Annotated in this window: 9 protein-coding genes; 7 read left to right on the top strand and 2 right to left on the bottom strand. The window is 27.6% G+C overall.

Annotated elements, in window-relative coordinates; all coding sequences use genetic code 11:
- Positions 1-101 precede the first annotated feature (101 nt).
- Complete coding sequence (locus BM119_RS06230; RefSeq protein ID WP_090039845.1) at positions 102-824, bottom strand: DL-endopeptidase inhibitor IseA family protein; 723 nt, start codon at positions 822-824, stop codon at positions 102-104.
- A 472-nt stretch (positions 825-1296) separates the two neighbouring features.
- On the opposite strand from BM119_RS06230, the gene eno reads away from it, so the two are divergent.
- From eno to BM119_RS06195, 7 genes are all read left to right on the top strand, one after another.
- Entirely contained in the window at positions 1297-2598 is a 1302-nt protein-coding gene (gene eno / locus BM119_RS06225; RefSeq protein WP_090039844.1) for a phosphopyruvate hydratase, read from the top strand.
- Positions 2599-2777: 179 nt separating this feature from the next.
- Positions 2778-3011 (top strand): preprotein translocase subunit SecG, encoded by a 234-nt coding sequence (gene secG, locus BM119_RS06220; RefSeq protein ID WP_090039842.1) that lies wholly within the window; start codon positions 2778-2780, stop codon positions 3009-3011.
- A gap of 164 nt (positions 3012-3175) precedes the next feature.
- The gene (locus BM119_RS06215) at positions 3176-5158 is read left to right on the top strand and encodes a sodium-translocating pyrophosphatase (RefSeq protein ID WP_090039840.1); all 1983 of its coding nucleotides are present in this window, start codon (positions 3176-3178) and stop codon (positions 5156-5158) included.
- A gap of 315 nt (positions 5159-5473) precedes the next feature.
- Positions 5474-7681: a ribonuclease R gene (rnr, locus tag BM119_RS06210; protein ID WP_090039839.1), complete on the top strand. Its 2208-nt coding sequence runs from the start codon at positions 5474-5476 to the stop codon at positions 7679-7681.
- Between the two features lie 371 nt (positions 7682-8052).
- The gene (locus BM119_RS06205; RefSeq protein ID WP_177199324.1) at positions 8053-8826 is read left to right on the top strand and encodes an SDR family NAD(P)-dependent oxidoreductase; all 774 of its coding nucleotides are present in this window, start codon (positions 8053-8055) and stop codon (positions 8824-8826) included.
- Between the two features lie 142 nt (positions 8827-8968).
- Positions 8969-9445: an SPOCS domain-containing protein gene (locus tag BM119_RS06200; protein WP_090039835.1), complete on the top strand. Its 477-nt coding sequence runs from the start codon at positions 8969-8971 to the stop codon at positions 9443-9445.
- 80 nt (positions 9446-9525) lie between these two features.
- Positions 9526-10434 (top strand): DUF11 domain-containing protein, encoded by a 909-nt coding sequence (locus BM119_RS06195; protein WP_090039833.1) that lies wholly within the window; start codon positions 9526-9528, stop codon positions 10432-10434.
- Positions 10435-10506: 72 nt separating this feature from the next.
- On the opposite strand, the gene BM119_RS06190 is transcribed toward BM119_RS06195, so the two are convergent.
- On the bottom strand, positions 10507-13929 hold the full coding sequence (locus BM119_RS06190) for a COG1361 family protein (protein WP_090039832.1): 3423 nt from the start codon (positions 13927-13929) through the stop codon (positions 10507-10509).
- Positions 13930-14072 lie beyond the last annotated feature (143 nt).

Below are 14072 nucleotides of genomic sequence, written 5' to 3'. Positions count from 1 at the left end.
TTTAAATATTAATATTTATGTGGTTTTAAATACTAAGATTAAAAAAACACACACTCCTATTGAGTATAGGAATGTGCCATAAAAATAATTGATTTTAGAATCTATACATACCAGAAATCTGTAAATAACCATTTCCCATTAATTAACTCAAGGGTTCGAATTTCAGTAATAACATCATCAGCATGAGAATTATCTATGAGTTTAATAGTTATCTTATTACTATTATAAGAGAATTCCTTTTTACATGTGTTATAGTCAACTCTTAAACCACCATCACCTATTGTGAAATATAATTTACCATCTTTTTCAATTAAATATTTTTCAAATATAGTATTTATTGTACTATCAGTAAAATAAGGACTTAAAACTTTTTTCATATCATCTTTTGAACTAAAATCAGTAACTTCACCATAGTAAAAATCATCTTTAATTATAATATTTTTAGAATGATATGCAGAGCCTTTAAATATAGATCTTAAGGCATTTTCACCATTTATTACAAGATTCATTAATTCTTTTTCAGATGGATTATTGTTTGTAGCAGGTTTATTTTCAGATTTAGAATTAGTTTTATTAGAATTTGTTGATGATTTTTTTTGTTCTATTGGTTTTGATGATTCAATTTTTGAGTTAGTATCTTTATTAGTTGATTCTAAGGATATTTCACTTGGAATATCTTTAGAAGTATCATCGCTAGAGGAATCAGAAAGTAAAGTTTCAGGGGTAGATTGCACAGAAGTCTCAGATACTGAATTAGGTTTAGAGGAACATCCAAAAAGCATAATTGTGGAAAGTATAGTTACAAAACAAATAAATTTTTTCATAAGTTATCAACTCCTAAAAATAATATATTCTTTAATTATTAATATATTAACTTTCATTCATAATGTGTCTTAAAATAATAAAAAATATATATTTAAATGAATAATAATTTAATAAAGTAACTAAGTATTCGAAAAAAATTTAAATTAAATGAAAAATATTTGAAATCATTTTATAAAATAACAATAAAAGACTGAATTTTTATAAAATTTAGCAAACTATATAGTAGACTGATTAACAAAGGGAAAAGGTAAACAGTTACAAAAATTTAATTGATAAAAACAATGAATTGAAAATAATTATCAATGAATATATAATAATTTTAAAGAAATAAATTCTAAGGAATAAAAAGTAATGAAGTTGAAGAAAATATTACTATAGAAACATTAATGTATTGATATTGAATGTTAAGATAATACTATTATTGTTATTTTCAAAACTTCAATGGTTATAGATTATTAGGAGGTAAGAATAATGAAAAATTATGTTGAAATCGTAGACGTTTATGCAAGACAAATCCTTGATTCAAGATGTTTCCCAACAGTGGAGGTTGAGGTAACATTAGAAGATGGTACAGTAGGAAGGGCAGCGGTTCCATCAGGAGCTTCTACAGGAATATTTGAAGCAGTAGAACTAAGAGATGATGATAAAGAAAAATACAATGGAAAAGGTGTATTAAAGGCTGTAGAAAACGTAAATCAAACTATAGCTGAAGAACTTATAGGAATGAACATATTTGATCAAGTATCTATTGATAATACTATGATTGAGTTAGATGGAACAAACAATAAAGGAAAATTAGGAGCTAATGCCATGTTAGGTGTTTCACTAGCTTGTGCAAGAGCAGCAGCTGAATATCTAGGACTTCCTTTATATCAATATATAGGAGGAGTTAATGCTAAGGTTCTTCCAGTTCCAATGATGAATATAATAAATGGAGGAAAACATGCAGATAATAATGTTGACCTTCAAGAGTTTATGATTATGCCAGTTGGAGCTTGTTGCTTTAGCGAAGCACTAAGAATGTGTTCTGAAGTATATCATGTATTAAAATCTTTATTAAAAGAAAAAGGACATTCAACAGGAGTTGGTGATGAAGGTGGATTTGCACCAGATTTAAGTTCTAATGAAGAAGCTATAAAAATAATAATAGAAGCTATAGAAAAAGCAGGATATACTCCAGGAGAAGATATGTTTATAGCACTTGATCCAGCATCTTCTGAAATATTTGAAGATGGAAAATATAATTTAGCAGGTGAAGGAAAAGTTTTAACACCAGAGCAAATGGCTGATTATTATGTAGATTTATGCAATAAATATCCAATAATCTCAATTGAAGATGGTATGGCAGAAGAAGATTGGGATGGATGGAAGTATATAACTGAAAAACTTGGAGGAAAAATTCAATTAGTTGGTGATGATTTATTTGTTACAAATACTGAAAGATTAGATATGGGTATAGAAATGGGTGTAGCAAACTCTATACTTATAAAACTTAATCAAATAGGAACATTAACAGAGACTTTAAACGCTATAGAAAAAGCTCAAAGAGCAGGATATACAGCAGTTGTTTCTCATAGATCAGGAGAAACTGAGGATACTACTATAGCAGATTTAGTTGTAGCAGTTAATGCAGGACAAATAAAAACAGGAGCTCCAGCTAGATCAGAAAGAGTTGCTAAATATAATCAATTACTAAGAATTGAAGAAGAATTAGCAGATATGGGTGAATATAGAGGAAGAGATGCATTTTATAATATAAAAAATAAAAAATAATATAAAACTAGATTATTTAAACAAAAGCGAAGTAATTTAATACTTCGCTTTTTATATAAAAGAAAAAAATATAATAAACTTGAGATTGCAGTTTATTTTGGCATTGTACTATATGTAAATATATGATAATATATTATATAGGATTATAATATGGTATGGAGAAATGGAGGTTTAGTGCAATGGTAAATACATTTTTATCTGTAGCAGAAGTTGTATTAGCTCTTTTGTTAATTGTTGTTGTATTAATGCAACCAAGTAAGGCGGACGGCTTAAAAGGATTTGTAACAGGTTCAACTGAGACATTCTTTAGCAAAAACAAATCAAGAACTAAGGAAGCACTACTTTCAAAAACAACAGTGGCATTGGCAGTATTATTTGCTGCAAATACAATAGCTTTAAATTTAATAAAATAATCATAGGACCATGCTAACTTAAAGACCTATTAAAGTATTTTAGTAGTTAAGTTGGCTTTTTTTTATATTGCTTTAGTGGAAATATAATTATGTTGAGGAACTAAGTGGGAACTTCATTTTATGATAAAATTTTAGTATTGTAATTAGGAGGCAGAAAATAAATTATGAATGCAGTTGTATTATATGTAGCTATGAGTGGAATAATAGCACTTATATTTACATTTTTTTTAGTTAAGGAAATACATAATGAGGAAGATGTTACACCTGAAATATTACAGGCATCAGATCTTATAAAACATGGTTCTAAGTTGTTTTTAAAGAAAGAATACATCTATTTGTTATTAGTTGGTGTAATTATTGCAGTAGCTGTATCTTTATTAACAGGAATTAAAATAGGAATATCATTTTTAGTTGGAGCACTTTTTTCTATGGTAATAGTATACATTAGTGTATGTATTGCAACATTTACAAATGTAAAAGTGGCACAAGGAACTAAAAAAGGAATAAAGTATGCTTCAAAAATAGCCTCTTCAGGTGGAATTATAATTGGCATGGGAGTTGTAGCCTTAGGGGTATTAGGCATAGCTACAATTTATATGGTTTTTAGTGGCAATGTGAAAAACTTGGCAGGCTTTGGGTTAGGTGCATCTTATATATCTTTATTTTCAAGGATATGTGGAGGAATATATTCAAAATCATGTAATATAAGTTCTAATTTATCATTAAAAGCGGATATAAATATAAAAAAATCTTTGATTTTAATTGACAATATTGGCGATAATATTGGAGAAATTGGAGGGGTATCTGCTGATTTGTTTGAGTCATATGTGGGAGCAATAATTGCTACTATAACTTTGGGCTCTTCTGTTGCAGCAGATTTAGTAGAACAAGCTATAGTGTATCCAATGATAATAGTATCAATAGGAATTATTGCAACTTTAGTTGGTGGAATATTTAATAGAAATATTAAATTAGAAAAAACTCATAACAATCTTAATACAGGTGTTTATATAGCACAAGCTATAGTTATAGTATCATCAGCAATATTAAGTAAAATATTATTTGGAGATTTTAATGGCTTTATAGCTTCTACATCAGGAGTTTTGGCAGGATTAATAATAAGTAAATCAGCAGAATTTTACACATCATCAAAATATAAGCCAGTTAAAAATATAAGTAGAGAATGTGAACTAAGCACATCTAATACAATTATTTCAGGAATATTTACAGGAATGAGATCTACAGTTATTCCTATAGTAGTAATAATATTAAGTATAATAACTTCATATTATATAATGGGTGGTGGAGATAATAATGCTAGTGGATTATATGGAATATCTTTATCGGTTATAGGAATAATTTGTACAATAGGATTAACCATATCACTTAATGGTTATAGTACTATTTATAACAATGCAAGCGGGATTTTGAGTATTACAAATAATGAAATAACAATAGCTGATAAGTTAGATAATATGGAAAATACAACACTATCTAAGGGTAAGATAGTTGCTATATGTTCAGCAACATTAACATCTTTAGTGTTATTTATTTGTTTTTCTCAATTAGTTAGTCTCGAGGGAGTAAATATACTAAATCCGATTACTTTAACAGGGGTTTTAGCTGGAGCAACTATGCCATTTTTATTTAGTTCATTGATGTTAAAATCAATATTGAAATCTGCGAATAAAATAGTTAATAAAGTAAAAGAAACAGATAACAAAATAGCTATGAATTATGAGCTAGACTATAAAATATATGTTAATGATACTACATCATTTGCGTTAAAAGAGACTGTAAAACCAGCTATACTAGCCATTTCATCTCCAATATTTATTGGATTTATTTTAGGGGTAGAAGCATTAGGTGGTTTTATATGTGGGGGGATTGTAACAGGAGTTCTTCTAGCAGTATTTATGGCAAATACAGGATGTTCATTTAATGATATGAAAAAACATATAAATTATGAAAAAAATGGTGAAGATGCTTACAATTCTGCAATTGAAGCTGGTATTGTTGGAAAGGCATTAAAGGATGGAGTAGCACCAACACTTAATACACTAATAAAGCTTATGGCAATTATGTCATTGGTAATTGGTCCATTAATTGTTGAATATGGTGGTTTAATATTAGGCTTGTTTAACTAATATAAAGATTCAACTTGACAAATTAGTTGTAAGTTAAGTTTTTTTGATTATAATAATTGTATGTTAGGTAGTTATGGAATAAATAAGTTATACAAGTAAATATTAAGAAAATATATATTGTGTATTAATAAAACAGGTATATACACCTGTTTTATTTTTCATTTGATACGATGATAATATATTGAAATCATGTTATATGGGTATAATATAAAGGATAACAACAGTTTATAATAATTTATTACAAGACAAATAACAAAGTTTTAGTAGGAGTTGAAGAAAGACTCCTAAAACAATAAAAAACGGAGGAATGAATTTATGAAAATAAAGGAAACAATACTTTCTTTTATGAAAGAACAGGTATATAAACCAATGGATTTACAAGAGCTTTCAAAGATATTTGATATAAGAAAAGATGACTTTAAAGTATTTAAAAAGACTATAAAAACTATGGAAAAAGAAGGTCTCATTGTTAGAAATAGAAATGATAAGTTTGGGGTTCCTGAAAAAATGGGATTAGTTACGGGGAAAATTCAAATACATTCAAAGGGGTTTGGATTTTTAATACCAGATGATGATGATAAGCAAGATATCTTTATACCGTCATCCTTCACAAATGGAGCAATGAATGGAGATAAGGTTGTAGGAAAAATTTTAAAAGAAGATATTAAGGGAAAAAAATGTGAAGGTGAAATTGTAGCAATATTAGAAAGAGTGAATAACAAAATACTAGGTGTATACGAGGACTCTAAAAGCTTTGGCTTTGTAGTGGCAGAGGATAAGAGAATTCAAAATGATATATTCATACCTAAATCATCTAAAGGAGAAGCAAAAACTGGTGATGTTGTTATGGTGGAAATAACAAAATGGCCAGAAAAAAGAAGAAATCCAGAAGGACAAATTATAGAGATCTTAGGTAAAAAGGGAGATAAGGGAATTGATATACTATCAATTATAAAAAAACATGCTCTTCCAGAAGAATTTCCAGCAAAAGTTGAAGCATTTGCAGCTAATATAGATGAAGAAATTCCAAAAGGCGAATATAAAAAGAGAGTTGATCTTAGAGATGTTACTATGGTCACAATAGATGGAGAAGACGCAAAGGATCTTGATGATGCTGTATCTATAGAAAGATTAGAAAATGGAAATTATAAATTAGGAGTTCATATAGCAGATGTTACTCATTATGTAAGAGAGAAAAATCCACTAGATAAAGAGGCATTAACTAGAGGTACTTCTGTATACTTAATAGATAGAGTTATACCAATGCTTCCAAGAAAATTATCTAATGGAATATGTTCATTAAACCCTAAAGTAGATAGACTTGCATTATCTTGTATAATGACTATAGATAAAAGCGGTAAAGTTCTAGATCATGAAATAGTTGAAAGTGTTATAAGAACTAATGACAGAATGACTTATAGTGATGTTACTAAGATTCTAAGAGATAATGATAAAGAACTTATAGAGAAATATGAGTATCTTGTAGATAATTTTAAGGCAATGGAAGAACTTTGTGAAATACTAAATACTAAGAGACTTCAAAGAGGAGCAATAGACTTTGATTTTGAAGAATGTAAAATTATACTAGATGATTTAGGAAAACCTATTGATATAAAGCCTTATGAAAGAGCTATAGCAAATAGGATTGTAGAAGAGTTTATGCTTGTTTGTAATGAAACTATAGCAGAGCATATGTTCTGGTGCAATGTTCCTTTTGTATATAGAATTCATGAAAATCCAAATGAAGAAAAATTACAATTATTTAGTGAATTTGTATATAATTTAGGATATATCTTTAAAATGGGCACAGAGGTTCATCCTGGAGCTCTTCAGGAGATATTAGGAAAAGTTAAAGGTAAAAAAGAAGAAACAGTAGTATCTACATTGCTTCTACGTTCAATGATGCAAGCTAAATATTCTCCAACATGTGTTGGTCACTTTGGTCTTGCAGCAAAATATTACTGCCACTTTACATCACCAATAAGAAGATACCCGGATCTTCAAATTCATAGAATTATAAAAGAATTTATAAATGGTGGAATGAGTCAAGAAAGAATTGGAAAACTTACAAATATTGTAGAACATTCTTCAAAGCAATCATCAGATATGGAAAGATTAGCTCAAGAAGCTGAAAGAGAAGTAGATGATCTAAAGAAAGCTGAGTATATGCAAGAAAGAATTGGAGAAGAATACGATGGAATGATATCTTCAGTTACATCCTTTGGTATGTTTATAGAACTTCCAAATACAATAGAAGGACTTGTTCATATAAGTGATTTACATGATGATTATTACGTATATGATGAGAGACATTTATCTTTAGTTGGAGAAAGAAAAAAGAAAATTTATAGACTTGGAGATAGTGTTAAAATAAAAGTTGATAAAGTTGATATAGAAAATAGAGAGGTTTACTTCAAACTTATTGAAGAAGAAGCAGAAGAAGAGGATGAAGTAACTGTAGACGAAGTAATGAAAGAAGTTATAAAGGCAGGATTAGCCGAGGAAGAAGAGAACTTAGAATAGTAGCAAGTTTTAAAAAAAGTTTAGGCACATGAAAGAAAATAACAAGTCAAAGATGCCATGTATATTTTTGAATGTGCCTTATTAAATTTAGTATTGAAGAGGGATATGTTTGCTTTAGTGTAAATGTATCTCTCTTTTTATGGTATAGAAATTTTGAAGTGTAAAATGCTGATAAAATATAGGGTTAAAGAGATTTTTGAAATTTAGAACGAAAGATGAAATTTTCTTAACAAGATTTTCATATTAGGCACATTTAAAATATAGATAAAAAGTGTTAATATAGTAGAAAGTTGAAAAAAAATATTCTTTTAAATAAAAAGAAATTAATAAATTAAGGCATATAAAAGATTTATTATGTAAGAGGTGGTTGTGTGAAAGAGTATGTTTTAATAACAGGGGCAAGTAGTGGAATTGGTTATGATTTAGCATGTATTTTTGGTGAGAATAATTATAATTTAATTTTGGTTGCTAGAAATGAAAAAAAACTTAATGATATTAAAAGGAAATTAAGTAATAAACTTAAGGTAGATATAAGGGCTTTTCAATGTGATTTAGCATATAGTGAAGACATAGAAAATTTATACTCTAAAATATTACATGAAAATCTTAAAGTAAAGTATTTGATAAATAATGCAGGGTGTGGATCATTTGGAAAGTTTGATAATATAGATATTAAAACAGATTTAAATCTTATAGATGTTAATGTTAGGTCAATTACACATATGATGAAATTATTTATACCAGTTATAAGAAAAACTTCTAATGGTGGAGTGCTTAATATAGCTTCTACAGCAGCGTTTTCTCCTGGACCTTATATGAGTGTTTATTATGCATGTAAAGCATATGTAATAAATATTACCGAAGCATTAAGGGAAGAATTTAAAGAAGATAATATAAAAATATGTGTTTTATGTCCAGGACCAACTAATACAAATTTTCAGGTTAATGCAAAGGTTACTAAAAATAGTAAGGTTAAACCTATACTTATGGAATCTAGAAAGGTTGCAGAAATAGCATATAGAGGTTTTATGAAAAATAAAGGAGTAATTATTCCAGGGTATAATAATAAAATTCTTGTTACTTTATCTAAGCTTTTACCAAATAAGTTCTTGTGCAAGGTTATAAAGAGGGCTAATAGTAATTAAGATAGAATTTATTTTAATTTAGATATGAGTTTAGAAGAAATAAAATATATAAATTGGAATATATTATAAAATAAACCATTAAAAGCACATATATGATTTAAAGTTCATATAATACATATAGCAATAGAAATTGGAGGAAGGTATGTGTTTAGTAAATATAGATAAAATACTTCCAAATTATATAGATATTCAAGGGAATTGTGTTCCAAATTATTTCACACAATTTAATGTATACAATAATTTTACAATAAATTGCAGATGGATAGATTGTGAAAGTATTGAAGTCATAAATTCAAAATTAGAAATATTATCTTCTAAAATAATAGATACTGTTATAGGTACATCAATTGAAGGGCAACATTTAACAGGAAAAAAACTGATTTTAGTAGGAAAGATAATTGCAAAAATCAATTTAAAGTGTTTTAAATGTAATAATAGAATTTGTTGTATAGAAAAAAACATACCTTTTAGTACTTTTATTATATTACCTAACCCAATAAATGAAGAAGATCCTATTAATTTAAGGTACCTTATAGAGGATGCCACAGGGGTTATGATATCAAGAAATAAACTGTTTATTAATGTTACCATAATAATTCAATATTTAGATGAATATTAATATTATATATAAGTTTATATAAATATATTTGCGAAAGTATTATCTATGATTAGTGCGTATGATAGGAACTGGAGTGTATTATGAGAGTTATTAATAATTGTAGAATAGATTTTCAATATAAACTATGGTCTAGTGGACCCGTAATAAGTAACACTATATTTAGTAATAATGTTTCAACTGAACTGATTAATAAAATGTTAGAGGTAAAAAAGTGTGTAGACAAAAAAGTTACCTCTATATTTGAAGTGTTAACATATAGAATATTTATATCAAATATAAGTGATATAGATGTAACAAATGTGTTTTTTAGAGATTTGATTCCAGAGGATACAAGGTTTATACGTAATACTGTTTTTATTAACGAAACAAAAAAAAGATGTGTTGATCCTAGTTGTGGGTTTAATTTAGGTACAATATATTCAAAAGATACTATAGTTATATCATTTAAAGTTGTTATTTTACAACATAGCAAAAGAATAATAACTAATAGTTCAAATAGTATTTATGATTATATTTACAACACAGAAAAGCCTCCAATGAGGGTGAAAATAAAGAGTAATCATACAAAAACTTTAGTTAAGATGAATCTATTTAAACAAATAAATATTGGAAATAAATTTTTTGTAGATTCGCAATTTCCTCAAATCAATAATATTAAGGAAGTAGAGACTAAAGTTAATATTGTTAATACTAAAATTGTTTCAACTCCTGTTGCTTCAACTAATTTTCATAAAGAGTTAAATCTTTGCAAACTCATTATTATAGGGAAAATAAAATATTTTATAGAATATAAATATTTATGTAATAGAATAAGAGAAGGAAATAAAAAATTAACTTATACAAGAGGATTCTCATGTTTTTTACTAGTTCCTAATGGTATTCAATATTGCAAAATTAAAAATATTGAACATAGGATAGAAAATATTTCTTATAATTTATTAAATAATAGGTGCTTTTTTATAGATTTAGAAATGCTAATTAAATTATAAGGCACATTAAAGACTGTAGTAAAGATTTTTTAAGAAATTTAAGCTACAGTCTTTTTTCTGGTTGGATGAAGTTTAATGACTAGGATCTATATTTAAAACAGTTTTTTCAGGGTAAGGAGATGTTTTAGAACGGGCAGTTACAATAAAATCATACCTTGAACCCATTGGGGAACTTAAAGGTATAGTGGTTATAATTTTTATTGTTCTTGTTTCTAGCACCTCTACATTTTTCATTATATTTAGATCAGCTTGATATAGGGTATTATTATTTATATCAGCGATTTTTTCGTCATTAATATACAGTGTATAAAAGAGATTTACCGGTTGAATTATTAAGGTATAGTCATCATACCCTCCACCTGAATTCTTGAAATAATTTATTATTGTTACTGTAGAACCAGGAATAGTTGTTCTATAGGATGTTGAATCATTAACTCTATTATTGGGATCAGGTAATAATGATGTTCCAGGTGGTAAGACACAAGTTATAATATTGCTTTTTTCACCACCATATAATTTTGTTGAAATATCATTATAGTATTGAGTAGCGGTAGCTTGCAGTGTTACAGAAGTACCAGATCTAAGTGTAGATATTGGTACTAGAGTAAAGGATATAATACCTGATATAGAGGAATTTAATTCGGGAATATTTACAATAATCTTTTGAGTGGAGTTATTATAGTATGCTGAACATTGTAAAGTAGTATTAATTGAAGAAAATGCAAAGTTATTATTTATAGGGATTTCTATTATTCCATTTAATAATTTAATATTACTATTGTTTTTAAAATCTAATTTAAAATCAAGTATTGAATCTGTAGTTATATTGGCAGTTTGAGTATATTGAGTAGAGTTACTTCTATCGGTACAGTTTAGATTTAAAACAATATTTGGATGATTTATTGTTACTGTTAGGTTTTTGTTAATTGTTATAGATGATCCGTCGGACTTTTGTTTATAAATAGATTGATAGTTATTTGTTTGAGTTGATGTTATAGTACCTACAGTTTTTGTTCCATTTATAATTTTACAATATATAGTATAAGTCATAATTTGGACTGAAGTTCTAGCATCGATAATACTTTCAGTAGGGAAGGTTAAAATATTGTTAGACACATTTATTGTAATTGGCACACCATTTCTAAAGGCAGAACCAGAGTATATTTGCAAAGTATTAGGAAGCGTGTCTTTTACATAAACATCATAAGCTATAGTTCCGATGGGAATAGTAAGTGTTATTGTATAGATTATATCAGAACCAACTTTAAATATTGAAGAATTATTTGTTTTAGTTAAGCCAATACTTGAAGAGGATATGGTTACAGATGCTGTTTTATTTAAGTTTGAGTATTGAAAATTATCTAATCCTTCAATATATTGTTGAGAATATGGGTTTGTGGTTGTAGCTGTAGTTTGTATGCTAACGCCAGGAGACATAGTATTTATTATTGTAACAGTATAAGATAAAGTTATAGACTGTCCAGGAGCTAATTTGTTAATTGCTAGTTTAATTCCTGTATCATCTAATGTTGGATTAGAAAATGAACCTGTACCTGTAACATTAAATGAATTTGCATTAACAGTAAACCAAGATGATAGAGTATCATTTAATAGAAAGTCAAAAGCATCTGTTTCGGTTCCTAAAGTATTAGTGTTAGATATTTTTAGTGTATAGGTGTATACTTCTCCAGATTTAATAGAAGTCTTATTAGGACCAGTTACAGATTTAGTTAGTTGAATATTAGGAGTCCCTATATTAATCAATACCTGATCCCTATTGCTATAGGAATATCCAGCTGTATTTGTACCGGTTAATTTCATTAAGTTTATATTTTGGCCAGGAGATCCTAGTAGCTTTATTGGAACTTTAAATGTTGTAGAGGATAAAGAATTTCCAGGGATATCTCCATAATCAAAATCAACTCCATGAGGGTCAATAAGATTAGGGTTATTAAACAAAGGAAGATATCCAGTGTAATTATAAGTTAAATTATCTATTGGATCTGATGATAATGGGAAAAAGTCATCTATATATATTTGCTTTTGAATTGCTTTTAAAGTTGTTGAATCATAGGTTAACTTATATTCAGCTAAATCACCAGGAGCTAATACATTATAAGTTTTAGCGGCACCATTTCTATAATAACCTTTTAAAAATTCTTTTTTTATTGTGGCAGTTTTTATGCTACATGAAGTACCAGAACTATCAGTAACATCAATTAGAACAATAGATTTGGTTCCAATTATATTAGTAGTTGCTTTAAAGTTATCAAAGGCAACTACGGGTAAAGGGGTATTATTACTATTTAATTTATATCTATAATAAGAATCAATTCTAGCATTTATTGTTACTGTATTTTGAGAATTCTTCATAGCAAATGGAAATTTATAAATTAAATTAAATCCTTGCAAAACAGAACTATCTTCAATTGAAAATGGTGTGACAGAAGTTGAGAGATAAGAGACACCATCAGGCAAAAAATAGTTTGTGGTTATATCTTGAATGTCATAATATTGACCTACTGAATAAGTGTAGCTATATATAACATTATCAGTTACATCTACAGGTGATTTATTGACAGAAGCTGAGATTATTAAATCCATAGCAGAAAAACTAGTATTACTATTAGTAGTTTCATCTGATGAAGATATATCAACTAAAATCTCTAATTTAGTTCCGTGAGAAATTAAATCTCCCAAATTATTATCATATCTATTCCAGACAGCATAATTAAAAGTAACAGATGTATTACTATTTTGAGAAAGTAAAATAGCACCATAATAAAGTCTTGTGTATTGTTTATTATTAAAAGTTATTGTACTTATAGTTGGGGATGTAAATTTTGAGGAATCAGTACCAGTTACAGAAATATTACCTAAGTATCTAATTCCATTTTCTAAAAGTATAGATATATTTACTAAAGAAGTTGTGAGTGAATTGTTAAAAAACTTACAGGTAGCTGAATATACTTGAGTGTAATCATTTAATGCTAATGATGTGCCAGCTCCTTTTAATATTTTTCCAGCAGTAGATACGGAACATAAAAATCTTGTGGTTTTAAAAGTCATAGATGTTTCTTTAGTAATTTTTAAATTACCAATATCATAGTCCCCTCTAGGCTTTGTATCAACCTGACATTTAACATTTATACCAGTAAATAAATAGCCAAAAGGTATATTAGTACCATTCTTAAATGTATTAGCACATTTAACTGTTATGCTAAAAGTAAAGTCAACTTCCATAGGGGCAAGATCTTTAAGACTTATCCATGAATACTTAGAGCTACCGTCTACATTTGTTGTTGTAGAAGTGGATGGTAACGTGGAAGAATAAATACTCATACCATCAGGTAAATCAAGAAATAAACTTAAGTTATATAACTTTGAATCAGAACTAAGGTTTTTAACACTAATTGTAAAACTACTGGTTCCACCTACAATCAAGGGAACATTTTCAGTTTTATCAATGCTGAGAATTAGTATATCAGAAGGCATAATTTAATCTCCTTTATCATTATATTTAAGGTACATTCAAAAAAATAACAAGTCAATATAGCATCTTTGATTTGTTATTTTCTTTCATGTGCCTAAGATCAAATAAACAATAGTAATTTATATATATTATTGGTATATGACAC

The organism is Clostridium frigidicarnis (genome assembly GCF_900111985.1).
GTDB classification, from domain to species: domain Bacteria; phylum Bacillota; class Clostridia; order Clostridiales; family Clostridiaceae; genus Clostridium_Z; species Clostridium_Z frigidicarnis.
The sequence above is the reverse complement of the archived record's forward strand: the minus strand, read 5'-3'. Positions and strand labels throughout refer to the sequence as shown.